The sequence below is a fragment of the Streptomyces sp. NPDC055749 genome (genome assembly GCF_053617235.1).
Map to the genome: position 1 here is coordinate 97,114 of NZ_JBSHFH010000022.1, position 26,436 is coordinate 123,549.

22 protein-coding genes and 1 pseudogene are annotated in these 26,436 nt (G+C 68.6%); 4 read left to right on the forward strand and 19 right to left on the reverse strand.

Annotated features, from left to right (window positions below; all coding sequences use genetic code 11):
- Nucleotides 1–6 precede the first annotated feature (6 nt).
- Nucleotides 7–1,026, reverse strand: coding sequence for a multicopper oxidase domain-containing protein (locus ACWGO0_RS18790; RefSeq protein ID WP_453535672.1), 1,020 nt, complete (start codon nucleotides 1,024–1,026; stop codon nucleotides 7–9).
- Between the two features lie 216 nt (nucleotides 1,027–1,242).
- On the opposite strand from ACWGO0_RS18790, the gene ACWGO0_RS18795 reads away from it, so the two are divergent.
- Nucleotides 1,243–3,732 carry a ThuA domain-containing protein gene (locus ACWGO0_RS18795; protein ID WP_453535675.1) on the forward strand — a complete coding sequence of 830 codons (2,490 nt, stop codon included), beginning with the start codon at nucleotides 1,243–1,245 and terminating at the stop codon, nucleotides 3,730–3,732.
- Entirely contained in the window at nucleotides 3,729–5,963 is a 2,235-nt protein-coding gene (locus ACWGO0_RS18800) for an OmpL47-type beta-barrel domain-containing protein (RefSeq protein ID WP_453535678.1), read from the forward strand. Before ACWGO0_RS18795 ends, ACWGO0_RS18800 begins: the two co-directional genes overlap by 4 nt.
- Nucleotides 5,964–6,024: 61 nt before the next feature.
- On the opposite strand, the gene ligD is transcribed toward ACWGO0_RS18800, so the two are convergent.
- Nucleotides 6,025–7,068, reverse strand: a complete 1,044-nt coding sequence (gene ligD, locus ACWGO0_RS18805) for a non-homologous end-joining DNA ligase (RefSeq protein WP_453535681.1) — start codon at nucleotides 7,066–7,068, stop codon at nucleotides 6,025–6,027.
- Nucleotides 7,069–7,145: 77 nt separating this feature from the next.
- On the opposite strand from ligD, the gene ACWGO0_RS18810 reads away from it, so the two are divergent.
- A complete protein-coding gene (locus tag ACWGO0_RS18810; RefSeq protein ID WP_453535684.1) occupies nucleotides 7,146–8,207 on the forward strand; it encodes an ATP-dependent DNA ligase in 1,062 nt (353 codons plus the stop codon).
- Here ACWGO0_RS18810 and ACWGO0_RS18815 read toward each other — a convergent pair.
- From ACWGO0_RS18815 to ACWGO0_RS18895, 17 genes are all read right to left on the reverse strand, one after another.
- Nucleotides 8,196–9,479, reverse strand: a complete 1,284-nt coding sequence (locus ACWGO0_RS18815; RefSeq protein WP_453535687.1) for a lytic transglycosylase domain-containing protein — start codon at nucleotides 9,477–9,479, stop codon at nucleotides 8,196–8,198. The two genes, ACWGO0_RS18810 and ACWGO0_RS18815, sit on opposite strands and share 12 nt — an antisense overlap.
- A 20-nt stretch (nucleotides 9,480–9,499) precedes the next feature.
- A complete protein-coding gene (locus ACWGO0_RS18820) occupies nucleotides 9,500–10,168 on the reverse strand; it encodes a hypothetical protein (RefSeq protein WP_453535689.1) in 669 nt (222 codons plus the stop codon).
- Nucleotides 10,169–10,214: 46 nt separating this feature from the next.
- Nucleotides 10,215–10,745, reverse strand: coding sequence for a nuclear transport factor 2 family protein (locus tag ACWGO0_RS18825; protein WP_453535692.1), 531 nt, complete (start codon nucleotides 10,743–10,745; stop codon nucleotides 10,215–10,217).
- A 12-nt stretch (nucleotides 10,746–10,757) separates the two neighbouring features.
- A complete protein-coding gene (locus tag ACWGO0_RS18830) occupies nucleotides 10,758–11,345 on the reverse strand; it encodes a hypothetical protein (RefSeq protein WP_453535695.1) in 588 nt (195 codons plus the stop codon).
- Nucleotides 11,342–11,863, reverse strand: a complete 522-nt coding sequence (locus tag ACWGO0_RS18835; RefSeq protein ID WP_453535698.1) for a hypothetical protein — start codon at nucleotides 11,861–11,863, stop codon at nucleotides 11,342–11,344. Before ACWGO0_RS18835 ends, ACWGO0_RS18830 begins: the two co-directional genes overlap by 4 nt.
- A complete protein-coding gene (locus ACWGO0_RS18840; RefSeq protein WP_453535701.1) occupies nucleotides 11,860–13,116 on the reverse strand; it encodes an MCE family protein in 1,257 nt (418 codons plus the stop codon). The genes ACWGO0_RS18835 and ACWGO0_RS18840 overlap by 4 nt, the downstream gene beginning before the upstream one ends.
- Nucleotides 13,113–14,279 carry an MCE family protein gene (locus tag ACWGO0_RS18845; protein WP_453535704.1) on the reverse strand — a complete coding sequence of 389 codons (1,167 nt, stop codon included), beginning with the start codon at nucleotides 14,277–14,279 and terminating at the stop codon, nucleotides 13,113–13,115. Before ACWGO0_RS18845 ends, ACWGO0_RS18840 begins: the two co-directional genes overlap by 4 nt.
- Nucleotides 14,276–15,397, reverse strand: a complete 1,122-nt coding sequence (locus ACWGO0_RS18850) for an MCE family protein (RefSeq protein ID WP_453535707.1) — start codon at nucleotides 15,395–15,397, stop codon at nucleotides 14,276–14,278. Before ACWGO0_RS18850 ends, ACWGO0_RS18845 begins: the two co-directional genes overlap by 4 nt.
- Before the next feature lies 1 nt (nucleotide 15,398).
- Complete coding sequence (locus ACWGO0_RS18855) at nucleotides 15,399–16,415, reverse strand: MCE family protein (protein ID WP_453535710.1); 1,017 nt, start codon at nucleotides 16,413–16,415, stop codon at nucleotides 15,399–15,401.
- Nucleotides 16,412–17,443 carry an MCE family protein gene (locus ACWGO0_RS18860; protein WP_453535713.1) on the reverse strand — a complete coding sequence of 344 codons (1,032 nt, stop codon included), beginning with the start codon at nucleotides 17,441–17,443 and terminating at the stop codon, nucleotides 16,412–16,414. The genes ACWGO0_RS18855 and ACWGO0_RS18860 overlap by 4 nt, the downstream gene beginning before the upstream one ends.
- Nucleotides 17,440–18,726 (reverse strand): MCE family protein, encoded by a 1,287-nt coding sequence (locus tag ACWGO0_RS18865; protein ID WP_453535716.1) that lies wholly within the window; start codon nucleotides 18,724–18,726, stop codon nucleotides 17,440–17,442. The genes ACWGO0_RS18860 and ACWGO0_RS18865 overlap by 4 nt, the downstream gene beginning before the upstream one ends.
- Nucleotides 18,726–19,529 (reverse strand): MlaE family ABC transporter permease, encoded by an 804-nt coding sequence (locus tag ACWGO0_RS18870; RefSeq protein WP_453535719.1) that lies wholly within the window; start codon nucleotides 19,527–19,529, stop codon nucleotides 18,726–18,728. Before ACWGO0_RS18870 ends, ACWGO0_RS18865 begins: the two co-directional genes overlap by 1 nt.
- A gap of 3 nt (nucleotides 19,530–19,532) precedes the next feature.
- Nucleotides 19,533–20,375, reverse strand: coding sequence for an MlaE family ABC transporter permease (locus ACWGO0_RS18875; protein WP_453535722.1), 843 nt, complete (start codon nucleotides 20,373–20,375; stop codon nucleotides 19,533–19,535).
- Nucleotides 20,372–21,361, reverse strand: coding sequence for an ABC transporter ATP-binding protein (locus ACWGO0_RS18880; RefSeq protein WP_453535724.1), 990 nt, complete (start codon nucleotides 21,359–21,361; stop codon nucleotides 20,372–20,374). Before ACWGO0_RS18880 ends, ACWGO0_RS18875 begins: the two co-directional genes overlap by 4 nt.
- A gap of 385 nt (nucleotides 21,362–21,746) precedes the next feature.
- On the reverse strand, nucleotides 21,747–23,234 hold the full coding sequence (locus ACWGO0_RS18885; RefSeq protein WP_453535727.1) for a DUF6801 domain-containing protein: 1,488 nt from the start codon (nucleotides 23,232–23,234) through the stop codon (nucleotides 21,747–21,749).
- 256 nt (nucleotides 23,235–23,490) lie between these two features.
- A complete protein-coding gene (locus ACWGO0_RS18890) occupies nucleotides 23,491–24,156 on the reverse strand; it encodes a hypothetical protein (protein WP_453535730.1) in 666 nt (221 codons plus the stop codon).
- A 186-nt stretch (nucleotides 24,157–24,342) separates the two neighbouring features.
- The gene (locus ACWGO0_RS18895; RefSeq protein WP_453535732.1) at nucleotides 24,343–25,275 is read right to left on the reverse strand and encodes a hypothetical protein; all 933 of its coding nucleotides are present in this window, start codon (nucleotides 25,273–25,275) and stop codon (nucleotides 24,343–24,345) included.
- 581 nt (nucleotides 25,276–25,856) lie between these two features.
- Between ACWGO0_RS18895 and ACWGO0_RS18900 the strand changes: the two are divergent.
- Nucleotides 25,857–26,436, forward strand: a pseudogene (locus tag ACWGO0_RS18900) (PucR family transcriptional regulator); the annotation flags it as partial.

The window sequence follows — 26,436 nt, forward strand, 5'->3', positions numbered from 1 at the left end:
GAGGGCTCAGTGCTGGTGAGCCCCGCTGTCGGCGGCTCCTTCCGCCTCGGCGGCCTTCTCCGCGCCGGCCACGTGGTGCGGTTCGTAGCCCGGGATCGTGCCGTCCGTCTTGGCGACCAGCAGCAGTCCGGCCATGCCCATGTCGGAGTGACTCTGGACGTGGCAGTGGTACATCCAGGCCCCTGCCCCCACCTGTTCGCCCGCGATGATCTGGAAGCCGAAGGAGTCGGCCGGTCCGCAGATCTTCGTGTCGATCACACGGCTGGGGTCGTCGGGCCCGGTGAGCAGCCCGGTTCTGTTGTCGGCCCAGCGGTGACCGTGGATGTGGAACGTGTGGTAGTACTCGCCGTGCGTGATCATCACGACTTCGACCCGGTCGCCGACCGTGGCCTCGAAGTTCGGACTCTGGTGCGCCGCCTTGTTGTTGATCGTCATGTCGTTGAAGACGATCGTGAAGGTCTTGTCCGGGAGTATGTCGCCCCTGCGCCGGACGACCAGGGGGCCGTACAGCCCCTTGCGGATGCCGCCGGTGCCGTGGTCCGTACCCACGACATGGTCGTGGTAGTGCCAGTACCCGGCACTGCCCGCCCGCCAGGTGCCGTCCTTGCGGCGGCCCGGGGCGTGGGTGCGCCAGGTGTAGGTGCGGGTGCCGCCCGGTTCAACATGACTCTTGCTCAGCCGGGTGCCGTCGCTCCCGATCTCGTAGTCGACACCATGGACGTGCAGACTCGCGTCGACGTCCGTGGTGTTCTCCAGCTCGATGTGCAGGGTGTCGCCCTCGTTGAGCTCGATGAGCGGCCCGGGGACCGACGCCTTGCCCTTCTCGAAGCCGTACCCGAGCGAGCCGTCCGGCATCTTCTCGGCGTACATCTTCAGCCGCCGCACCTCACCGCCCGCCGGGGCGGTCCTGGGCGGGGTCTCCGCCGAGCTGGCCTCGACCGCACCGAGCGACAACGATGTCACCCCCGTTGCCGCGGCAGCCGCGCCGCCCGCCAGCATGCGCCGGTTGAAGGTCCTTCGGTCCATGTCGAACTCCCCACTGAGAAAGGGCAACTGACGGGCTGTCGGAGACACATGGGGGCAGAGGTGCCCCCTGGACGGCCCATACGGTAGCGGTCACGTCTTCGTTTATCCACACCCAGGACAAAGTTCGTGCCATTGCTGCCATAGCTATTGGCGAGTCACGAAAAGAGGTCTAGCTTCATGCGCTGTTGCAGTGACCAAAGAGGGGTGGGTGACCACATGCAGCGCACACCACATCACCGGTCCAGATCTCGACGAGGTATCGCGGCGGTCGTAGGGGCCGGCGCACTGACCGCTTCCCTGCTCGGAGGCGGTGCCGCGAGCGCCGGACCCTATCCGGAGCCGATGGACCGGGCGACAACGTTGTCTCTTCCGTCGCCGCCCGGCGGCGCCAACGTCAGGGTGCTGGTCTTCCACGCCTCGGCGGGCGAGGAGTCGCCGACGGTGAACGCCGGTCTCGCGGCGATCGAGAAGATCGGGCTGAGCGGCCCGACCTCCGGCCGCTTCCGGACCGTGGCCACCGACGACGCCGGTGTCTTCACCGACGCACGGCAGCTCGGCCGGTACAACGCGGTCGTCTTCCTGACCGGCGGCGGCGACGTCCTCGACCCGGAGCAGGAGGCCGGTCTCGAGTCGTACATGGAGGCGGGCGGAGGGTTCCTCGGCATCCATGACGCGGCGCGCACCGAGCCGTACTCGGACTGGTTCACCGGACTGGTCGGGGCACGGCCCGCCGCCAGCAGCCCAACTGCCGCGCAGCGTGCGACGGTCGAGATCGGTGACCGGCAGCACCCGGCCACCAAGAACCTGCCGCTGGAGTGGAAGCGGCCGGACAAGTGGCTGAACTGGACGAAGAATCCGTCCGGTGACGTGCACACCGTGGCCCGGGTCCGCGAGCTCACGTACAAGCCCGGTGCGAGCGCCAACGGCTGGGACCACCCGGTCTCCTGGTGCCGCGACTACGACGGCGGCCGTTCCTTCTACACGGGCATGGGCGGCACCGTCGACAGCTTCGCCGAGACGGACTTCCGCGAGCATCTGCGCGGCGCGCTCGCCTGGACCTCCCGTATCTCGCAGGCCGACTGCAAGGCCACGATCAACGCCAACTACAAGGCCGAGCGGGTCACCCAGCCCAATCAGCCGGGCCAGAACGACCAGATCGGCGAGCCGCACGGACTGGTGACCGCACCGGACGGCCGGGTGTTCTACATCGGCCGCGGCGGCGCCGACAGCAGTGCGCCGGTCGTCATCGACTGGAACAACCCCGACATCGGCAAGGGCCAGGGCGAGATCCACGTCTACGACCCCGCGACCAGGAAGGTCACTCTCGCGGGAGCGCTGACCGTCTTCGGCAACAAGGGCGGCGGCGACGAGACCGTCAAGGTCGAGGAGGGTCTCCTCGGGATCGAACTCGACCCGGACTTCGCGAAGAACGGCTGGGTGTATCTGCACTACACCCCGCACGCGAAGATCGACCGCGACAAGCGGATGGCGGTGCGCCAGGTCTCCCGCTTCACCTTCGACCCGGCCACGAGCAAGCTGGACACGGCATCCGAGAAGGTGCTGCTCCAGTGGCCGGTCCAGATCCACAGCTGCTGCCACGCGGGCGGCGGGATGGCCTGGGACTCCAAGGGCAACCTGTACATCGCGACGGGCGACAACAACTCGTCCGGATCCAGCAGCGGTTACTCGGGGAACAACCCGGCACCGAACTACAAGGGCGTGTCCTACGCCGACGCCCGGCGCACCTCGGGCAACACCAACAACCTCAACGGGAAGATCCTGCGGATCCACCCCGAGGCCGACGGCACGTACACCCTGCCCGAGGGCAACCTCTTCACCGGCAAGGAGCCGGACGAGGGCGGCGGCAAGACCCGTGGCGAGATCTATGTGATGGGTGTGCGCAACCCGGCCAGGATCTCCGTCGACCCGGCGACCGACACGCTGTACGCGGGCTGGGTCGGCCCCGACGCGGGAGCACCGAGCACCACTTGGGGACCCGCCAAGTACGACACCTTCGCGGCGATCACCAAGGCGGGCAACCACGGCTGGCCGTACTGCATGGGCAACAACCAGCCCTACCGTGACCGCGGCCTGGCCGACCCGTCCGTACCGCTCGGCTGGTACGACTGCAACGCGCCCAGGAACGAGTCGCCGAACAACGACGGCCTGGTGAAGCTGCCGCCCGTCACTCCCAACACAATCTGGTACTCGCCGCAGGGCGGCGGAATCGACTATCCGCGTGACGCCAACGGCATCCCGAGCTACAAGGCGGAGGAGGGCAAGCAGCTCCTCCCGTGGCTCAAGGGCGGTGGCCAGGCCACGATGAACGGCCCGGTGTACCGGTACGACGCGGCGAGCACCAGCGCCGACAAGTGGCCCTCGTACTGGGACGGCAAGTGGTTCGTCGGTGACTTCTACGACGGCGACCAGCCCCGGCACGCGGTGCTCACCGATCCGAAGACGGTCGGCAAGGGCGGTCTGCCCACGCACGCCGAGTCCCTGAAGAAGATCATCCCGGTGGGTACCAACGGCATCCGCAATCTCATGGACTGGAAGTTCGCCCCGGACGGTTCGCTCTACGTCCTGGACTACGGGCGGGGCTTCTTCACCTCGGACTCCAAGTCCGCGCTGTGGCGCGTGACGTACACCGGCGGGGGCGCGACTCCGGCCGCCGCCGATCTGGCCAGGAAGGCGGAAGTTCAGTGAGACACCGTCCCCTTTTCGCACGGCTCCGGCACCGGCCGGCCCGGCTGTGGCCGGCGCTGCTGGCCTCGTTCCTCCTGATCCTCGGGCTCACCTCGACGGCCGCGTACGGCCGCGAGGACGACCGTGAGGCGACGGCGGCGGCCGACCAGGTCCTCAACTGGACCGCGGGCGATCCCATCGACCGCTATCTCTCGTTCCCCAAGACCGCGGTGGCCGGCGCGGCGACCATCGTGTTCGAGAACAGCGCGGCGACCGGCAACACGACGGGCATGCCGCACACGCTGACGTTCAGCGTCTCGGACCCGGAGTTCAACAACGACGTCCAGCTGAACATCCTCGCCAACCCGAATGACAGCGAGGGCGGAAAGCACAGCGTCGAGGTCAACCTCACCCCCGGCCGGTACTTCTACCACTGCACCATTCCCGGTCACGGGTCGATGCAGGGCATCCTCACCGTGACCGAGGGCGGCGGCGAGGACACCACGGCGCCGGAGACCTCGGCGAGGGTGGACGGCGACAAGAACGCCGACGGCGCGTACATCGGCCAGGCCGCCGTCACCGTGTCGGCGACCGACGCCGGTTCGGGCGTCGGCACCGTCGAGTACGCGGTCGGCACGGACGGCACCTGGCAGCCGTACACCGTGCCCGTCGTGGTGAACCAGGTCGGTACCCACAAGATCCGTTACCGCGCCACCGACAAGGCGGGCAACGTGGCGGCGGAGAAGGCCGTCGACTTCACGGTCGCCGCGCCGCCCACGGACGACGAGACCCCACCGGAGACCTCGGCGACCGTATCGGGCGAGAAGGACGCCCAGGGCGCGTACCTGGGGATGGCGACGGTCACGGTGACCGCGTCCGACACCGGGTCGGGCGTCAACACCATCGAGTACGCGATCGGGGCCGACGGCGCCTGGCAGCCGTACACCACGCCCGTGATGGTGCATGAGGTCGGCACGCACAAGGTCCGCTACCGGGCCACCGACAAGGCGGGCAACGCCGCCGCGGAGAAGGCCGTCGACTTCACGGTCGTCGCGCCGCCGACTGAGGACAAGACTCCGCCGGTGACGACGGTGGCGCTGACGGGCGAGAAGAACTCGGACGGTGCCTTCATCACCAGCGCGAAGGCGACGGTCACCGCGACCGACGCCGGCTCGGGCGTGGACAAGGTCGAGTACTCGCTCGACGGCGGCCCGTACCTGGCCTACACCGCCCCCGTGCTCGTCGACCGGATCGGCTCCCACACCTTCGCCCACCGGGCGACGGACAAGGCGGGCAACACCTCCGAGGCCAAGCAGGTGTCGTTCACGGTCGCCGAGGGCGGCGGCGTACCAGGGCCGAACTGCCCTGAGTTCGACGAGCGGCTGACGGTCATCGTCGGCACGGTCGACAGCGGCGTACCGAACCGTGTCACCGGCAACCGGTGCACGATCAACGAGCTGATCGAGGACGAGAAGGACTGGTCCTCGCACGCGCTGTTCCTCAAGCATGTGGACACGGTCCTCGACAAGCTCCTGACCGCCGGTGTGATCGACGCCCGTGAGCACCGGACGATCTACCGGGCGGCGAAGCAGTCCGGTATCGGCAGGCCGGGCCAGGTCGAGGGCTACCGGAAGCTGTTCGACGGCACGGCCGCGTCGCTGGCCAAGTGGGAGCAGGTGGGCGGTGGCCGGTTCGGGCTCAACGCGGACGGCACCATCACCAGCTCGACGACCGTCCCCGGCATGGGCATGCTGTGGTTCCCGGGCAGGCAGTACGGGGACTTCTCGCTGAAGCTCCAGTGGCGGGACGACGCACCGGGCACGGGCAACGCCAACAGCGGTGTCTTCGTCCGCTTCCCGTACGTCCACGACAACCCGGAGGAGTCGCGTCCGGAGTGGGTCGCCATCAAGTACGGCCATGAGGTGCAGATCAACGACCGGCCGGACGGCGACATGTACAAGACGGGCTCGCTCTACGGGTTCGACCGGGTGGGTCTCGGCGGTGCCGGGGTCACGCCCAAGGGCACCTGGAACGACTACGAGATCCGGGTGGTGGACCAGCACTACTCGGTCTACCGCAACGGTGTGCTGATCAACGAGTTCGAGAACACCGGTGGTCAGCTCTTCGAGCCGCCGCGGGGCGACGACCCGGGCACCGACGGCCGGCGGTTCGCCTCCGGTTATGTCGGGCTCCAGGTGCACGGCACCACGGACGTGGTCTCGTACCGCGACATCCGTATCAAGGAGCTGTAACCCGCGACACCGTGTCAGGAGGCCGTGCCCGCATGCTCGCGCATGTGGTCACGGCCTCCGCTCATTCCTTGTCGCCGTCTTCGCCGTCGCCGTTGTCGTCGGCATGCCTGGCTCGGCTGGGCTGGACGCGCTTGGGCTCGCCGGGCATCTTGGGGTACTCCGGCGGGTAGGGCATGTCGCCGAGGCCCCGGTCCCGCTCGTCCCGGTCGGCGAGTTCCAGCAACTGTTCCAGACCGAAGGCGTGGTCGTCCATGTCGGCGTGGACGTCGCCGAGTTCCGCGTACCGCGGGGGCATGGTCCTGATGTCGAAATCGCGCGGCGTGACGTCGTCGATCTCCTCCCAGCGCAGCGGCGCGGAGACCGGTGCGTGCGGGAAGGGGCGTACGGAGTAGGCGGAGGCGATCGTGCGGTCGCGGGCCGTCTGGTTGAAGTCGACGAAGATGCGTTCGCCGCGCTCCTCCTTCCACCAGGCGGTGGTGACCCGGTCCGGCATGCGCCGTTCCAGTTCCCGGCCGGCGGCGATCGTGGCGCGGCGGACCTCGGTGAAGGTCCAGCGGGGTTCGATCGGTACGAAGACGTGGATGCCTCGCCCGCCGGAGGTCTTGGGCCAGCCGCGCAGCCCGTGGTCGTCCAGGACGGAGCGCAGCTCGTGTGCGGCGGAGACCGCGTCGGCGTAGTCCGTGCCGGGCTGCGGGTCGAGGTCGATGCGCAGCTCGTCGGGCCGGTCGGTATCGGTGCCGCGTACGGGCCAGGGGTGGAAGGTGAGGGTGCCGAGGTTGGCCGCCCAGAGGACGGCGGCGATCTCGGTGGGGCAGATCTCGTCGGCGGGGCGCCCGCTCGGGAAGGCGATCCGGGCGGTCGGAATCCAGTCGGGGAGGTTCTTCGGCGCCCGCTTCTGGTAGAAGAAGTCGCCCGCGACTCCGTCCACGAAGCGCTGGAGGGTGGTCGGCCGGTCGCGCAGGGCACGGGTGATTCCGCCCCCCACCGCGAGGAAGTACTCGGCCACGTCCCGCTTCGTATAGCCCTTCTCCGGAAAGTAGACCTTGTCGGGGTTGGACAGCCGTACCGTCCGTCCGCCTGCGTCCAGCTCCACCGCTGCTCCCATGTCGGCCACCGTAGGCCGGGCGCACATATGCCGCACATCGGGAGACGTCCCGGGAGGGATGCGAAACAATCGGGCGCATGGACCTTCCGGTGATGCCGCCCGTGAAACCGATGCTCGCCAAGTCCGTGTCCACGATTCCGCCCGGAATGCACTACGAGGCCAAGTGGGACGGCTTCCGGGCGATCGTGCACCGGGACGGCGACGAGGTGGTGATCGGCAGCCGGACCGGCAAGCCGCTCAACCGCTACTTTCCCGAGCTGGTCGTCGCGCTGCGGGACAATCTGCCGCCTCGCTGCGTGCTCGACGGCGAGATCGTCGTGATCCACGACGGACGGCTCGACTTCGACCGGCTGAGCGAGCGCATCCACCCGGCCGACTCGCGGGTGCGGATGCTGTCCGAACAGACCCCGGCCGCCTTCGTCGCCTTCGACGTCCTCGCGGTGAACGACGAATCGCTGCTCTCCACCCCGCTCACGGACCGGCGGGCGGTGCTGGAGGCTGCGCTCTCCGGTGCCTCGGCGCCGGTCCATCTCGCTCCCGCCACCACGGACCTCGCCACCGCCCAGGAGTGGTTCGAGCACTTCGAGGGCGCCGGACTCGACGGGGTCGTCGCGAAGCCGCTCGATCTGCCCTACCGGCCCGACATCCGCGCGATGTACAAGATCAAGCACGAGCGGACCGCCGACTGTGTGGTGGCGGGCTACCGGGCCCACAAGAGCGGGCCGGTCGTCGGGTCGCTGCTGCTGGGTCTGTACGACACCGAGGGCGTCCTCCAGCACGTCGGAGCGTGTTCCGCCTTCTCGATGCAGCGGCGCGCGGAGCTCGCGGAGGAGCTGGAGCCGCTGCGCGAAGGCGTCGACAGCCATCCGTGGGCGGCTTGGGAGGACGCCGCGGCGCACGAGAAGGCGCGGCTGCCGGGCACGCCTAACCGCTGGTCGGGGAAGAAGGACCAGTCGTGGGTGGCGCTGCGCCCGGAGCGGGTCTGCGAGGTGGCCTACGACCACATGGAGGGCGACCGGTTCCGGCACACCACCCAGTTCCGCCGGTGGCGGCCGGACCGCACCCCCTCCGGCTGCACCTACGCGCAGCTGGAGGAAGTGGTGCGGTACGACCTGTCCGAGGTGCTGTCAGGCGGCTGAGGCGGCCGTGCCGGCGCACGGGTCGGGCGTCTCGGCGCCGGTCCCGGTGGGCGTGGTGTCGGACGGATCGGGGGACGGATCGGGGGACGGGGAGCCGGTCGGGCAGCCCGGGGCGCTGGTGCTCGGGTCCGGGGACGGGTCCGGTGATGTCGGTGGTGTGGTGGGTGACGTGGTCGGCGGCGTCGTCGGGTCCGTGGGTGTGGGGTCGGGGCCGGGAGATCCCGTGTCCGTCGGGTCGGGGCTGGGGCCCGGGTCCGTGGGTCCGGTCTCCGTCGGGTCGGGGCTCGGGCCCGGCGGTCGGCTGGGGTCGGGGAGCGTGGGCGACGGCGGTGGGCTGCTGGGCTGCGGTCCGATGACGATGCCGCCGCCGCCCTCCCCGGGACTCGCGGGCTTTCCGGGGCTGCCGGGTGCGCCCACCGGGGCCTTGGGTTCGGAGGGACCGCCCGCGCCGGGGCTGCGGGGTATGACTCCCCTGCCGTCGGCGACCGGATGGGTGCCCTGGCGGTAGAAGTCCAGCCAGGACAGCACCGTGCGCAGATAGGTGTCCGAGTGGTTGTAGCTCAGGATCGCCCGGTCCAGATCGCCCTGTGTGTTCAGGTTCCGGGTACCGGCGCAGAGGTAGTGGCCCGCCGCGAGCGCGGCGTCGTAGATGTTGTTGGGGTCACGGCGCCCGTCGCGGTTGCCGTCCTTCCCCCAGTGCGCCCAGGTGGAGGGGATGAACTGCATCGGCCCGACGGCCCGGTCGTACTGTGCGTCGCCGTCGTAGGCACCGTCGTCGGTGTCGCTGATGTTCGCGAACCCCACGCCGTTGAGGACGGGTCCGAGGATGCTGCCGAGTGTGGTGCCGTCGGAGTCGACCCGGCCGCCGCGTGCCTGCCCCGACTCCACCTTGCCGATCGCCGCGAGCAGTTGCCACGGCAGGTTGCAGCCGGGGTCGCTGCGGCCGAGTGCGCCCTCGGCCTTGCGGTAGGCGGCGAGGACCGTCGCCGGGATGCCCGCCTCGGCGTGTGCCTGGGCGGGTATCGCGGCGACCGGACCCGGCTTCCCGCCGCGCGGGGGCGGCGCGGGTGTCTTCAGCGGTGGTAACTCCGTATGGTACGAGTCGTCGTTGGGCACCTGGGTCCAGATCACGTCGTCCTGGGCCGCGGCCTTCTTCGCGTTCAGCGACTGGCCTGCGAACCCCGGCGCCTGGGATGCGGTGAGCGCGGCCATCGCGGCGACGGCGGTGGCCGTACCGGTGAGTCCGCGGAGCATTGTGCCGTTGAACCTCATGCGTGCTCTCCTGTCCCGGATCACTGCGTGAACGTGTCGATGGCGGAGATCCGCCAGCTCTCCCCGCGGCGAACGGCGTCCACTGCGAACATGGCCGCCGCGTACGTGGTCTCGTCCGCCTTGCCGGTACGGGTGTTGCTCTGGTCGGCGAAGACCAGCAGCCGGGCGCGGTCGCCGTCGAGCAGTTCCACGCCGCTCTCCGTCACGGTCGTGGTGAGGACGAGCTTCTGCGTCGGCGCCTGCGCCCGTACGTCGGCAAGCATCTCCTCGTGCTGGCCGACGGCCTTGCCGACGAGGTAAGTCCGCGCGGCACGCTGCGACTTGGCGGGCGAGGCGTAGTCGTACGAGAACACGGCGCCGACCGCCTCGGTGATCTGGCCCTTCACCTCGCTGGTCCTGCCGATGTCGGTGAGCGCGGTGTTCTGCCGGGACGGGTCGTCGCGCAGGCCCTCGGCCGAGGTGAGGGACCAGGCGGCGAAGGTGCCGAGGAGCACGGTGAGGGCGCACAGGACGGCGGGCAGCCGGACGCCGCGTACGGAGGGCCGCCGTTTCGGCGGCAGCGGCTCGGGTGGAGCTTCCTGCTCCGCTTCGGCGGTGACTGTTGCGGCGGCGGTCGTGGCAGTGGTGCGTTCGGCGGCTGCCGTGGCCAGGCGGCGCTGACGGTTGACGAGGTGACGTGTCGTCGACATGTCCGGGGTCCTCTCGGTGGCGGGGCGGGAGTCGGGTCGGGGTGCGTCAGCCGGCCGTGTTGCCGACGGGCGCCTGGCCGAGGGCGCTGAGCTTCCACCCCCCGGACGTCCGGGTGAGCTGACCGAGCATCCGGCTCTCCTTCACCGCGGGCTCGCCCTTCGGCGCGGTCACGGTGACCCGCAGCGCCACCATGACCGCTGCCCGGCCCGACCGGTCGTCGAGTTCGGTCACCGCACCCGACAGGACCTTGGCCGTGCTGACCGTCTTCGCCGACTCGATCTGCTTCACGAACTCGTCCCGTCCCTCAACGAGTTGCTGGTGCAGATCGCCCGTGGTGGAGTCCTCCCAGCTGTCCAGGCCCTGCTCCACCTTCTGGTGGTCGAGGGTGTTCATGTTCTGGACGGCCTGCTCGCCCGCGGCCAGCACGTCGTCGCGGGCCTGTGCGTACGCCGCCGAGTCGTCGTGGGCCGCCTCGTACCGGGACAGGCCGCCCCAGCCTGCCGCGCCCGCCGCCGCGACCGTCAGCACGATCGCCGCCACCAGCAGCGGATTGCGCGTCGTCCGTACCCGTGCCATTGATGTCTCTCCCTACCGAGAGGTGATCTCGACGATGTACCAGCGCCCGTCGCGGAGTTCGGCCGAGACGGAGAGCTGTGCGGCGGCCGTGGTCGGCGCCTTGCCCTGGCGTTCGTAGACCTGGTCGAGGAAGACCAGGAGCCGGGCGCTGCTGCCGGTCAGCCGGGTCACTCCGGCGCGTACGACCTGTGTGGTCAGCGTCAGCCTCTGGTCGGCAGCCTGCTTCTCGACCTGGCCGAACAGTGCCGCGTACTGCGTGAGCGCCTTCCCCGCGAGGACCTCCTTCGCCGACGCCTTGGTGGCGGCGGTGGCCTGGGGGCTGTACGAGAACACCTTTCCGAGGGCGCTGCTGACGTCCCCCACGACCTCGGTGGTCGCCTCCGTGTCCGTCAGGGCCCGGTTGGACGTGGCGGGAGTGTCCCTCAGCTGCTGCCCCTCGACGAAGAGCGCGCCGCCGGCGACGAGCAGTGCGGCCGTCAGGAGCGTCCCGACTACGCGGGGCCAGTGGCGGCGGGCCGCCGTCACCGTCCGGGTCGCTTCGGTCTTTTCGGCTTGCTCGGTGTCCACCCCGGTGCTCACTGTTCCCGCGTTCGCGCTCATGCGCCGCCCCCGACCGGGATCGCCGTCAGCGCCCTGACCTTCCAGCCGTCCCCGGTACGGGCGAGCATGGCCTCGAAGCGCTTGCGCTCCGTCCCGCCCTTTCCGGTGCGCGGGGTGACCTCGACGTCCACGGTCGCGATCAGCGACGCCGTCCCGGACCGTTCGTCGAGCGCGGTGAGCGCCGCGTCGGTGACCTTTCCGCGGGCCGTGGTTCCGGATTTCGTCAGCTCGCCCTCGTCCTTGCTCCTGGTGCGCTTCAGCTGGTCGTGGAGCGGTCCTGTGGAGGAGTCGAGCCAGGACGTCAGGCCCGTCCGTACGCTCCCGGCGTCGCTGCCGTCCAGGCTGTTGAGCCGGGCGACGTTGCGTTTCCCGTCGGCGAGTGCGGCGTCGCGGGCCTTCGCGTACGAGAGGGTGTCGTCGCTCCGGGCCTGGGCGTAGGACCAGCCGCCGAGTACGCAGACCAGTACGGCGGCGAGCAGCACGGCCCAGCCGGCGGGGTTTCTCACGCGCCGGATCATCGGCCGCCTCCGAGCCCCAGCAGGCCGGCCATGCCGTCGGCCTCGGGCCGGGCGGCACCGGTCGCGCCGAGAGCGCCAGGAAGCGGGGTGCCCGTTCCGGCTCCCAGGAGCTGCGGACCCGGCTCGACCGGCTCGGGCACGGGTCCGCCCTTCGGGGCGTTCGCGCTGCCGCGGACGTTGATGCCGGTGCCGGGCGACGAGGTGCAGCGCGCCTTGGTGTTGACCGAGGCGGCGGGCTTGGTGACGAATCCGTTGCGGTAGGTCGTGCCGCCGTATCCGGCGGTGCAGGGAAGCGGTTCGAAGAAGGTGACCGACATGCCGAACCTGGCCCCGTCCTCGTCGACCGCGCTCGACCCCGCCGCGACGACCGCGGGGAGTTTCACGAGGAGTTCCTCCAGGCCGCGCTGCCGGGTGACGGCCACCTCGGATGTGGTGAGGAGGTTGGCGACGACCACTCCGAAGCTCGGGTCGAGATCGCGCAGCAGGCCGCTGATCTGTCCGGCGGCATCGGGGGCGGTGGCGATGAGCCTGCGCAGATCGGTGTCGGAGCCCTTGAGTTCGGCGGCGAGCTCCTTGGCCCCCGACGCGAAGCCCTTCAGCGCTTCGCCCTCCTCCGCCTGCGTGCGCAGAACGGTCTCGCCGTCGGCCATCAGCTTTGTCGTGACCGGCAGGGCCTCGTCCGCCGCCCGGACGAACTCGCTGCCGGTGTCCAGGAGTACCTGGAGGTCGTCGCCGCGTCCGTTGAACGCGGCGCCGAACTCGTCGACGACGGTGCGGAGATTCTCCAGGTCGACGGAGCTCGCCAGGTCGTTGACGCCGGTGAGGACATCGGTGGGCGGCGCGGGGATCGTGGTGTCGGCCTGGTCGATGACCGAGCCGTTCCCGAGGAACGGGCCGTCCTGGCGGGTGGGCCGGAGGTCGATGTACTGCTCACCGACGGCCGAGAGGTTGGCGACGACGGCCGCCAGGCTGTCCGGGATGGGCGGTGCGTCGTTCTCGATGCGCAGTTCCGCCTCGACACCGTCGTCGGTGAGCTCGATCGGCCCGACCCGGCCCACGGACACCCCGCGGTAGGTCACGTCGGAGTGGGTGTACAGGCCGCCGGTCTGCGGGAGTTGGACCGTGACGGTGTAGTAGCCGCGCAGTCCGACGTAGTGGCCGAGGTCCGCGTACCGCACTCCGAGGTAGCCGAGTACGAGTACGGCGGTGAGCAGGAAGGCGATGTTCTTCAGCCGGATCGCGGGAGTGATCATCGTGCGCTCCCCTGCGAGATCTCTGGGACGGACGGGAGGGGAAGCGGGAGCGCCGCAGCGGACAGGGGGCCGGGTGGGCTGGTGCCGGGCTTGGGCTGCGGAGGAACGGGGGGATCGGGTGTGAGCGCCGGGATGACCTGTGTGCCGGGCATCGCCGTCACATCGAGGTAGACGTTGAGGTAGTCGCCCTTCACCCCGCGCAGCACCTCGTCGGTGAACGGATAGGTGAAGAGCACCTGGAGGGAGTCGGGCAGGTCCTGGCCGGAGTCGGCGAGTGCCTTGAGGGTGGGGGCGATGGCCTTGAGGTCGGCGATCATGTCGGCCTTGCTCTTGTTGATCGTGTCGACGGCGACGGTGGAGAGCGTGTCGAGCGATCGCAGCATGGTGAGGAGGGACCCCCGCTGCTTCTCCAGGACCTTCATGCCGGGGCTGAGCCCGGTGAGGACCGTTCCGACGTCCTGCTTGCGGGTGGCCAGGGTGGCCGCGAGGCGGTTGACACCGTCGAGAGCCTGGGTGATGTCCCCTTTGTGGTCGTCGAGGTTGGTGACCAGGGTGTCGACGCGGCCGAGCATCGAGCGGATCTGGGGTTCCTGCCCGGCGAGCGCCTTGTTCAGTTCGGTGGTGATGGTCTTGAGCTGGTTGATGCCACCGCCGTTGAGAAGCATCGACAGGGCCCCGAAGACCTCTTCGACCTCCGGGTTGCGGTTGGTGCGGGCGAGCGGGATGCGGGCTCCGTCGGCGAGGGTGCCGCGGGCGGTTCCGGCGGCCGGCGGCGAGAGCTGGATGAATTTCTCGCCGAGGAGGCTGGACTGTTCCAGGTGCGCGTACGCGTTCTCGGGGAGCTCGATCCTCCCGTTGACGCGCATGGTGACCTTGGCGGTCCAGCTGCCGGGGGTGAGGGAGATCCTGGTGACCCGCCCGACCGCGACGTCGTTGACCTTCACCGAGGACTGCGGGGCGAGGCTGAGCACGTCGCCGAACTCGGCGGTGATCTCGTACGGGCTGTCGCCGAGGTCGGCGCCACCGGGCAGCGCCACCTGGTCGATGCCCGTGAACGTCGGTACGTCGACGGTGGTCACGACCACGGCGACCGCGACCCCGGCGGCGATCAGGGCGGCGACGCCGGTCGTACGGGCCCCGGGTCTGCGCAGGGCACGGCTCATCGGTTCGCCCCCTTCCGCGTCGTGGACTTCTCCGGGGTGCCGTAGACGGTGCCTATCTCGGGGAGCGGCAGTACGGGCAGTTCCTTGCGGCGGGTGGCGTCCACCGGCTGGAGACCGGCGATCCCTGTCGTACCTGCCGCCGGGTCGACCAGGGGGCCGCCCATGGAGAGTTCGTTGAGGTTGGTCCGGCCGTTGAGTGTGCGGTTGGCCGGGTCGTACGCGTTCAGGACGTTGCCGGCCGCGAGCGGCAGCGTGTCCATGGCTTCGGCGAGCGAGGCCCGCTGGTCGACGAGGGTCTGGGTGAGCGGCACCAGGGCGTCGACGTTCTTCTTCAGGGAACCGCGGTTCTTCTGGATGAAGCTCTTGACCTGGCCGAGCGCGGTACCGAGCTCCCTGAGCGCCGCGCTGAGGTTCTTCTTGTCGTCGGCGAGGAATCCGGTGACGGAGTTGAGTTGCTGTTCGGCGGCGCGCACATTGCCGTCGTTGTCCTTGAGCATGGTGGTGAACGTCTGGAGGTAGGAGAGCGTGTCGAAGAGGTCGCCGCTGCTCCTGTCCAGAGTCTTCGTCGCCTTGCCGAACTGCTCGATGGAGTCCCCGATGGCCTTTCCGTTGCCGTCGAGGTTCTTCGCCCCCGTGTCGAGGAGTCCGGCCAGCGCTCCGTCCGCGTTGGCTCCGTCGGGGCCGAGCGCCGTGGAGAGCTCGGTGATGGATGCGTACAGCTGGTCGACCTCGACGGGTGTGGCGTTGTTCGCGGCGGGCAGCACCGCGTTGTCGGCGAGCTGCGCTCCCCCGTCGTACGCGGGCGCGAGCTGGACGTACCGGTCGGCGACGAGGCTGGGGGCGACGACGACTGCGTGCGCTTCCTTCGGCACTTTGATGCCCTTGTCGAGCTTCAGGGTGACCTCGACCTCCTCACCCCGCGGCGTGACCGATTCGACGGTGCCGGCCTTCACGCCGAGGATGCGCAGGTCCGATCCCGCGTACACACCGGTGGCCCGGTCGAAGTAGGCGGTGATGGTCGTCTTCCCCTCCTCGTCCACGGCCATCACTCCGGAGGTGGCGGCGACGGCCACGACGGCGAGTCCTGCGCCGATGGAGACGATGCGCGTGAGTCTCATGTCAGCGACCGCCTTGCTTCGGAGGCATGCATCCGGGCACCTCGGGGTCCTGGGGAGGCAGGTAGTTCTTCGGGACGACACCGCAGACGTAGTTGTCGAACCACCGCCCGCTGCCGAGGGTGTTGCCGACGAGCCGGTTGTACGAGCCGGTCAGCGCGAGCACCTTGTCCAGGCTCTTGCGGTTCTTCACCAGGACGGCGGTGACCCGGCCGAGCGAGTCCAGGGTGGGCTTCAGCTGCTTGTTGTTGTCCTCGACGATCCCGGTGAGCTGGGTGCCCAGGTCACGGGTGCCGGTGAGCAGCAGATGGATGGAGTCGCGGCGGGCCTGGATCTCGCCGAGGAGCAGGTTGCCGTCCTCCAGGAGTGTTTCGAAGCTGCTCTTCTTGCCGGCGAGGGTCTTGGTGAGCTGCTTGCTGCCCTTGAGGAGGGTGACGAGCTGCGCGTCGCGTTCGGAGACCGTCCTGGACAGTGCGGAGAGCCCGTCGGCGGCGCTGCGTACGTCGGGCGGTGAGTCCTTGAAGGTCGCCGAGATCGTCTCGAAGCTCTTGGCGAGCTGGGCGGTGTCGATCTCGCCGATGGTCTCGCCGAGTCCGTTGAACGCCTGGGTGACGTCGTACGGGGAGGTGGTGCGGCTCGCCGTGATGCGGGTGCCCGGGTCCTGCGGGGCGTCGCCCAGCGGGTCGACGGCGAGGTACTTCTCGCCGAGCAGGGTCTTGATGGCGATGCCTACGGTGGAGGCGTTGCCGATCCAGGCGTCCTCCACCCGGAATTCGACCTTCACCTTGTCGCCGTCGAGCGAGACACCGGTGACCTCTCCGACCTTCACGCCGGCGACCCGTACCTCGTCGCCGTCGGCTAGTCCGGCCGATTCGGTGAAGTCGGCGCTGTAGGTGGTGCCGCCGCCGATGAAGGGCAGCGAGTCGGCGCGGTAGGCGCCGAGTCCGACGAGGGCCAGGACGAGCAGTCCGACGATGCCGACGGCGACGGGGTTGCGTTCCCGTACGGGCTTGATTCTCATGCCAGGCACCTCGGTTGGGTGATCGCGATGCCGGTGGGCGGCGCGCTGCCGTTGTCGGTCGTGACCCCGGCGACCTTGGCCTCGCAGAGGTAGAGGTTGAGCCACGAGCCGTACGAGGTGAGGCGGGTGATCGCCGCCATCTTCGCCGGGGTCTTCGCGAGGAAGTTCTCGATCTGCGGCTGCCCCTTCTCCAACTGACGTGTCAGTCGCCCGAGTTGCTTGATGTCTTCCTTGAGCGGCTTGCGGCCGTCGTTGAGCAGGTCGGCGGTGACGGTGGTGAGCGCGCCCATCGCCGTCACCGCTTCGCCCAGCGGCTTTCGGTCACCGGCGAACCCCGTGACGAGCTTCTCCAGGGTGACGACGAGGTCGTTGAAGCCGGCCTCGCGGTCGTTGACCGTCTTCAGGACGGTGTTGAGGTTCTTGATCACCTCGCCGATCACCTTGTCCTTGGCGGCAACGGTGCTGGTGAGCGAGCCGACGTGCTGGAGGATGCTGTCGACTGTGCCGCCCTCGCCCTGGAGCACCTGGACGATGGAGCCCGCGAGCTGGTTGACGTCCGGCGGGGACAGTCCCTCGAACAGGGGCTGGAAGCCGTTGAAGAGCTGGGTGAGGTCGAGGGCCGGGGTCGTGCGGGAGAGCGGGATGGTCGATCCGGCCGCGAAGCTCTCGCCGACCGGGCCGACGCCCTGGTCGAGGTCGATGTACCGCTGGCCGACCATGTTGAGGTACTTGATCGAGGCGGTCACCGATGCGGGCAGTTCGCGCCCCTTGCGGACGGCGAAGCCGACCTCGGCGAGTCGTTTGTCGGCCACCGCGATCGACTCGACCTGCCCGACCTCGACCCCGGCGATCCGGACGCTGTCTCCTACGATCAGTCCGGTGGCGTCCGTGAACCTGGCCTTGTACGTGGTCGTGTCGCCGACCCCCGTGTTGGCGATGGACAGTGCCAGCACCGTGGTGGCCAGGACGGTCACCAGGATGAAGGCGATCGACTTCGCGAGCGGTCCCGCGAGTGAGCGGCGCTTCACTTGAGCTTCACCTCCGCACCGCGGAAGGCCGGACCGATGAGCACGCTGCTCCAGTCGGGCAGGGTCTGCGGCTGGACTTTCAGTGAGGGAGCGACCAGTTCGTTGACGAGCCGGGACTCCTGAGGGGAGTTGGGAAGGCCGAGGGCGGTCTCGGCGGCCGGCGGCCGGCCGGTGGCCGGGGCGCCCGCCTGTGCCTTGCGGGCGTCGGCGGTCGGGGCGCTCCTGCCGACGTACGGAACCGAGTAGCAGCGCGGTCCGCCGGTCGCGTTGTAGACCGGGGTATCCCTGCCGGGCACGTACTTCCCCTTGGACGGGACGGACTTGACCGTGACGTGGAGTCCGGGCTGCTTCGTGCCCTTGCCGAGCGCCTTGTCCATGGCCGGGATGAATCCGGTGACGGCTCGCAGCGTGCAGGGGAATTCGTCGGAGTACGTGGCGAGGAGCTCCAGGGTCGGCCTGCCGGAGGCGGAGAGCCGGATGAGGTTGTCCTTGTTCTTCAGGAGGAAGGCGGTGACGTCCTGCGCCGACGCGGTGGTGGCCCCGTACAGGCCGGACAGTTCCGCCTGCTGTTCGGCGATCGTGGAGCTGGTGGTGGTGAAGTCGGTCAGCGCGTCCAGGACATCGGGTGCGGCGTCCCCGTAGACCCTGCTCACTTTGACCAGTTCCCTGATGTCGGCGTTCAGGGTGGGCAGTTGCGGGTTGAACTCGGCCAGGTGTGCGTCGAGTGTGACGAGCGTGTCGCCGAGTTTCTCGCCGCGCCCTTCGAGTGCCTGGGAGACGGCGTTGAGGGTGGCGGAGAGCTTCTCCGGCTTCACGGCGGTGAGCAACGGCAGGACGTTGTCGAGGACTTGCTCCAGCTCGATGGCGTTGCTGGATCGGTCCTGCGGGATGACGGCCCCGTCCTTGAGCGCACTGGCGGACGGGACGGGTGGGGGTACGAGCGCCACGAACCGTTCGCCGAAGAGTGTGGTGGGCAGCATCTGGGCGGTGACGTCGTCGGGTATCTGCTCCAGCTTGCCCGGCTGAATGTCCAGGGTGAGTCTGGCCCCGTCGCCGTCGGCCGCGATATCGCTGACCTGGCCGATGACGACGCCGCGCAGCTTCACATCGGCGTTGTCGTGCATCTCGTTGCCTACGGAACCCGTGCGTACGGTCACCGTGGCGCTGTCGGTGAAGTCCTTCTCGTACACCGAGACGGATACCCACACGAGCACGACGGGCACGAGCAGGAAGGTGACGCCGGCGAGTCTGCGCCGCACGGTCCGTGTCGCCCGGGAACTCATCAGCCGGCCACCTTCACCGTTGTCGTCGCACCCCAGATGGCGAGCGAGAGGAAGAAGTCGGTGACGCTGATCAGCACGATCGCGTTACGCACCGACCGGCCGACCGCCACTCCCACTCCGGCGGGCCCGCCCGTGGCGTGGAAGCCGTAGTAGCAGTGGGCGAGGATCACCAGGACGCTGAAGATCAGCACTTTGAGCACCGAGAGCAGCACGTCGTCCGGGGAGAGGAAGAGATTGAAGTAGTGGTCGTACGTGCCGGCGGACTGGCCGTTGAACAGGATGGTGATGTAGCGGGACGCGATGTACGAGGAGAGCAGCCCGATCGCGTACAGCGGGATGATCGCGACGACCCCGGCGATGATGCGCGTCGTGACGAGGTAGGGCATGGAGCGCACGCCCATCGCTTCGAGGGCGTCGACCTCCTCGTTGATCCGCATGGCGCCGAGCTGCGCGGTGAAGCCCGCGCCGACCGTCGCGGAGAGCGCGAGTCCGGCCACCAGGGGAGCGATCTCACGGGTGTTGAAGTAGGCGGAGATGAAGCCGGTGAAGGCGGAGGTGCCGATCTGGTTGAGGGCCGCGTACCCCTGGAGGCCGACGACCGTGCCCGTGAACAGAGTCATCGCGATCATCACACCGACGGTGCCGCCGATGACTCCGAGACCACCGCTGCCGAAGGCCACTTCGGCGAGGAGCCGCTGGACCTTCTTCAGATAGCGGCGCAGCGTCCGCGGGATCCAGACCAACGCCCGTACGTAGAAGACGAGATGATCGCCCGCCTTGTCGAGCCCGCTGAGCATCGGCATCGGTCAGCCCCCCTTCGCGGGGACGATCTGGAGGTAGATCGCCGTGAGGACCATGTTCACGAAGAACAGCAGCATGAAGGTGATGACGACGGACTGGTTGACCGCGTCCCCGACTCCCTTGGGCCCGCCGCGCGGGTTGAGTCCGCGGTAGGCGGCGACGACGCCCGCGATGAACCCGAAGATCAGGGCCTTGAACTCGCTGATGTACAGGTCGGGAAGTTGCGCGAGGGCCGAGAAGCTGGCGAGGTACGCACCGGGTGTGCCGTCCTGCATGATCACGTTGAAGAAGTAGCCGCCGAGGGTGCCGACGACCGAGACGAGGCCGTTCAGCAGGACGGCGACGAACATGGTGGCGAGGACGCGGGGGACGACGAGGCGCTGGATGGGCGAGACGCCCATGACCTCCATCGCGTCCAGCTCCTCGCGGATCTTCCGCGAGCCGAGGTCGGCGCAGATCGCCGAACCGCCGGCCCCCGCGATGAGCAGCGCCACGATGAGCGGGCTGGCCTGCTGGATGACGGCGAGGACACTGGCGCCGCCGGTGAAGGACTGGGCGCCGAGTTGTTCGGTGAGCGAGCCGACTTGGAGGGCGATGACCGCGCCGAAGGGGATGGAGACGAGGGCGGCGGGCAGGATGGTGACGCTTGCGATGAACCAGAACTGCTCGATGAACTCCCGCACCTGGAAGGGCCTGCGGAAGATCGCCCGGGTCACCGCTGCCGCCAGGGCGAACAGCTTCCCGGTCTCCCGCAGCGGGGCGAGCAGCCGAGTCGGGGGCGTCTGCTCGGGCGGCTTCTGTGCCTTCTCGGGCGGCTCGGGTGGCCGCACCGGCAGGGGTGCCGTCACGGGCGCGCACCGCCCAGGGTCGGGGTGTAGCTGTTCAGGATGGCCGTACGGGCGGCCTCCGGCAGCTGGCCCATCATCGAGATGACCCGTTCCCGGCGGCGCAGGGCGCCCTGCCGTACGGGCATGCCGGGCGAGGGCTCCAGCTGCGGTACGACGGTGCGCGGACCGGAGCCGTATCCGCTCCCGTGCCCGTTCACCTGCTCGGCGGCGAGGGTGGCCGCGTCCTTCTCCTCGGACATCCCGATGGGGCCCTCGCGGCGCCCTGCGAGGAACTGCGACACGACGGGCACATCGCTGGTGAGCAGTACCTCGCGCGGCCCGAAGGTGACGAGGTTGCGGCAGAACAGCATGCCCATGTTGTCGGGGACGGTGGCCGCGATGTCGAGGTTGTGGGTGACGATGAGCATCGTCGCGTCGATCTGCGCGTTGAGGTCGATCAGCAGCTGGGAGAGATAGGCGGTACGGACGGGGTCGAGTCCGGAGTCCGGTTCGTCGCAGAGGATGATCTGCGGGTCCAGGACGAGGGCGCGGGCCAGGCCGGCGCGCTTGCGCATTCCGCCGGATATCTCACCGGGCAGTTTCCCTTCGGCGCCCAGCAGTCCGACGATGTCGATCCGCTCCATGACAATGCGCCGGATCTCGGACTCCTTCTTGCGGGTGTGCTCACGCAAGGGGAAGGCGATGTTGTCGAAGAGCGACATCGAGCCGAAGAGGGCGCCGTCCTGGAACATGAGCCCGAAAAGCTTCCGGGTCTCCATGATTTCCCGTTCGGGGCTGTTGACCATGTCGACGCCGTTGATGAGAACGCGTCCCTGTTCCGGCTTCAGAAGACCGATGACGGACTTAAGGAAGACGGTCTTTCCGGTACCGGAGGGGCCGAGCATCACGCTCACCTCTCCGGCCGGGAGAGTCAGGCTGACGTCCTGCCAGATGTTCTGCTTACCGAAGGACTTCGTCAGGCCTTCGACGACTATTTCGATTCCCATCGACCCTCCCTCGAAGTGGTGGTGAACGTGGCATCAGGAGGCGCACGGTATGTCCGCCGAAACCGCCAGGACAAGCCGTTGAACAGCGGAAATCGGCGGAGTTCGATCTCCGGCCGGACCGCTTGTCACCGAATGACAAACCCGCTCCGCGGCTTTGTCATCATCTGCGCAAGCACTCCGTGTATGCCTGGTCGTGCGGCCCAATCGGGACGCTACGGGCCAGTAACCTGAGTGCGCAATACTGGATACATACTTTCCTCGAACGTTGCGCCGGGGCCCGATTTCCTTGTCAGTGAGTGAGTGATCCGCGCAGGGAAACTGTCAGAAACACAGAAGCTCTTCCGGACAACCGGCCCGGAAGAGCTTCTGTGTTTCCAGCCCGAGGTCAGCGTTCGGGCGTGGGCACCGCCGGCGGACAGTTCACATCCGGATTGGTGGCCACGCACAGGGGTGCCTGAATCATCTTGGTGTAGTTGTCCGCCTCCTTGCCGGCACTGGAGACAGCTGCCGTGAAGACGGCGTCGAGGTCCTCACCGACACCGCAGCCCTCGAACGGCGGAATATGGGCATACCCGGTGAGAGGCCCGCCGAAGGCCACCAGGTACCCGAAGCGCGGGTAGCTCGTCCCATAGCCCCTCAGCACCTGCTCGAAGGGTCTGGACGTACGGCAGTTCGGCCCCACATCGAGCGGGACCCCGTTGACCTCGACGTCGTACAACCGCATGGAGAGTTGAGCGGTGATCGTGGTCCACTCGGGCCAGGTCGGGTCATTGGTCACCGTATGACTGTGGACGGAGGCAGGCCCTCCCACCTGTTCGAGAACCATGGTGGCGGTGGTCGGCATGAAACCGTAGGTGAGGAAGGTCGACTTGCTCGGCGGGAGCTGCCTCTTCCCCTTGTGGTCGAACTCCACCTCGGACTCCACGTCGATGGTGCTGGCGCAGCCGTCTGCGATGTACCGCTTGTTCATGACGACGTTCATGAAGGCCGGTCCCAGCGAGGTCGCGCCGTCGAGCTTGACGGCGTTCGCGTAGCCGGCCGCGTACGCCTGCGCGGTCGTCATCACCCACTCGGGCGGAATCTCGATCGGGCAGCTGTCCGGCGGATCGTCGTCCAGGGAGTCAAGACGCCGGTCCATCAGTCCCTGGATCCTCTCCCTGACCGAGGGCGTGACGCCCGGCCCGGCTGTCGCAGGGGGCTTTTCCGGCGGCGGTGCCGGGCTGCTCGTGGCGGGTCCGGGTACGACAGGGTCGGTGCTCCCGCGCACCGTGATCGCGCCGAGGGTTCCCCCCTGTTCACCGGCGGGCTCGCAGTGGACCGCGAGTCCGGGGGGTGCGGTCGGAGCGCCCTCGGCCGTGAGGGTCGTGAAGTCGAGGTCGAGGGCCATCGGTGCCAGAGTCGCGCGGCCCGGGCTGCCGAACGACACCGTGGGCACGTCGCCCCTGGCGACGAGGACGGCTCCGCCCTCCGTCGGCACGGCCACCGGTTCGGCCTTGAGGTCCTTCCAGGAGGCATCGGCCGACTCCTCCCCCTGAGTGTTGCGGACCGTCAGCTCCGCGACGGTCGAGAAGGTGGCCCCCCGCGTCTCGGTGAAATGGCTCAGCGAGGACTGCGGCAGCTCCACCTCGACCGAGACGCCCCCGGGCCGGATCTTCTCCCCGGTCCGCACGACGGAGGGAAGTTCGGCGGAGACCCGGACAACGGTCTCTTCCATGCCGGAGGGGAAGGCACAGGCGTAGGAGAGCAGGACCTCCGACTCCTGTGTGGCGGCGGCCGATTCGGCGCTCGGAATGAGCGCGGTAGCGACTACGAGCGCCCCGCCCACGGCGAGGTGGAGCGGGCGCCTCGCTGCGGCCCGCGGGTCGACAGTCATGCGGATGAGTCCTTCCGGCGGCCCTTCGGACAGATGGAGCACGATCCCTACCGGCGGGTACGGTACGCAGGCCCGTACCCCTTGGGAAGAGCTGACCGTGTAATCGGCGGAGCGACGTACGGAGTTTGGCGCCGCATGACAAAACGGGCCCGTCCGGTTGTCAGTCCGTGCGTGCCGGCAGGCCCGTGCGGGTGCCCGGCCGCCCGATTCGCACGGCCGGGCACCTCGTTCATCTACCGGCGGTCATCGGGGTCGCTCAGCTTCCGACAATGACCGGGGACTTGCCCGTCGCGCCGCTCACGATGGTGTACAGACCCGCGAAGCTGGCCGTCGCACCGACGATCCCGCAGCCGCCGCCCACCTTGTTGCTGATGGTCAGCGTGAGGCCACCACCGGCGGTGTTGAGGGTGCCGTTGGCTCCCCCGCTCGTCGGGTTGTTGTACTTGGCCGCGACCTTGCCGACGACATTGAACGAGCAGGGGCCGAGCACGCTGCTGCCGCTCACCGTCGCCTTGATCGCCCGGATCTCACCCGTGACCTGTCCAGTGCTGTTGGTGCCCGCACCGGCCGTGTAGTCGAGGCCCCAGATCTCCCACGGAGGCGTGACATTGGTCGTCACGGTCCAGGTGCTGCTGAAGGGGCCTGTGCAGGGCGCGTTGAAGGAGATGGAGCTGATGTTCGCCAGCTTCGCGGGGCTTCCGGCGACCGGAGACGTGGGCGCGGAACCCGCGGCGGCGGACGACGCGCACTGGATCTTGTTGCCGTTGTTGTCCGTCAGGACCGTCAGACCGGCGCTCCCGGTGAACGCTCCGGTCGGCGTGATGGTCCAGCTGGTCGGCGCGGCGATCGCCGACGGGGCCGCGAGGGCCACCGACGCCACAGCGGCACCGACAGCGGTCAGGACCTTAGTCCTCTTGATCATGATGGTTCTCCCTTTTCCTGTCCCGCAGGGGAATTGAGTGAGTTTCGCGTGGGGAAGCATCTGTGGAATTTCCAGATGCACTCGATACAGGACCGACTGTCGCGCTGTTCCACGATGCTCTTTCTGCGGAAGTCGCGGAAAGAGAGAACAAGGCACCGCCGCACCCGGCAAGCGGTGCTCCCCGGCCTACTTCACTGCCGAGTGCCAGAACCGCGAAAGCGCCTTGCCCTCGTCGGGGGCCAGGGATGCCGGGTCGTAGGGGCTTCCGAAGTACGTCGAGGTGTTGTTCAGCTTCACGTTGTTCTTGCCGGCGGCGGACGGCAGACCCGTCTTGAGGTTGACCGCCCAGTCCAGGAGACCGGCTCCGCAGCCACTGGCGCCGGGGACGGCGAAGGCGGTATCGGCCTGGTTCGCGCCGGAGAAGGTGTACCGGCCCATCTCGCCCGTTTCGCTGGGAGTGCCGTTGCCCTCGAACTGCTGGAGGGAGAGCGAAGGCACCGTCTCGTTCCGCGGCTTCAGCAGGACCGGGTTGGCGGTGGTGCCGATGTAGCACTTGTCGCCGAGGAACGGGTTCTTGAGGTGGATGCGCACCGGAATGGTGAGAATGGGCTCGCCCGCGGAGAACGCCGCGGCCATATTGAAGTCACGCGGTGCGCCCGCCGGTTCGATGGTCGCCGTGACACGGTTCAGGTTGACGTCGGTGAGCTGCCGGCAGATTCCGGAGACGAACGGAATCCCGCTCGGGCACATGATGCCGAGAAGGCCGCCGGGGATATCCGCGGAATCCGCGACGAGCGCACCCTCGGCAGGGGCCACCAGCGTGGTGGTGCCGTCGCTGTGCTGGATCACTCCGAGCTGGAGATCGGTCTTCGTGGTCGGCACCTGCGAGGAGCCGAGCTTGATGGAGCCGCTCGCGGAACTGGAGGAGATGCAGGTCGCGACGTTGGTGACACCGTCTGCCGCCAGCATGGCGGGGGCATCCACCGGGCAGCGGTTGAACGGTGCCCAGTGACCGTTCAGTTGGCCGGCCGCCGTGGCCGTACCGGTGGAGAGCAGGGCGGTGAACGCCGTGAAGCCTGCCAGCAGCCCCATACGCGTTGTGGTGGAAACGGATCTCATGTCGTCCCCTCTTTGACTTGCCGTGTCGGCAATGCACGTCGGCGCGTGGCAGTCCGCAGCCGGAAGTTCTGAGCGCCAAATTTCGGGCAGATTTCGCGCCCCAATTGGCCAAGCCGGATGTTACTCACCGGAAACAGGGCGACACAATCCTGCGGCTTAAGATCTTTTCCAGGGCAAGGATTTTAATAGATAAATGAGCACCCGGACGCGTCTGAATTATCAACGGGTGCGTACGTACGCCTAAATGCGAGGCCCGCCGGTATCAAGAACCCGGTCGGCGGTGCACAGGGAACGGGAGGCCGCGGCCGGGCCACGGGAGCGCATGACCACCGGCGCACCGGAGCTCGGCGGCCGGAATGCATTGCCCGAAAATGAGCGCGCGTCCGCCCCATCCGCACCGAACTCCCACCATGCGGCCGAGATGTGTGCCCCCTGCGCTCCGATCCTGTCCAAGTGGTGGGCTCCGCCCATGACTTGGTCTATCTTCGTCGCGGACTTGGTACGCACCTGTCGGTTCGTGGGAGCGCTTTCCCCCCACCGCCTCACCCCACCATCGGGCGCCGAGAGCAAGGGGACACGTCATGCCACATCTCATACAGCCGTTGGACATCGGAGACCCCCTGGGGCCACTCCCCCAGGAATTCGCCGCGATCATGCGGCCCGAACTGCCCAGCCTGATCAAGGAGATCGGCGTCGAGGTCACCCGGGCCTATCCGGAATACGCCCGTCTACTTGACGGACCCAATGGTCAGGCCATCCGAGTCGGCGTGGAACAGAGCCTTTCCTCGTTCGTCGACCTCGTCGCCGAGCCGTCCTCGCCCACCACGCTGCGCGACGACATGTGCCGCCGTTTCGGGCGGTTCGAGGCATACGAGGGCCGCAGTATGGAAACCCTTCAGGGCGCCTATCGCCTCGGCGCCCGGGTGGCCCTGCGGCGGGCCAAGAAGGTCGGCCGCAGCTACAACTTCTCCCCGACGCTGATGCTGAGTTTCGCCGACGCGCTGTTCGCCTACATCGACGAACTGGAATCGCTTTCCCGCGAGGGCTTCCTCGAAGTGCAGTCGCAGGCGGGCGAGCAGAGCGAGGCGCTGCGCCGTCGCCTCCTGCACCTGATCCTCTCCGGCAGTCCCGTTCCCCGGTCCGCCATCGCCGACCTCTGCG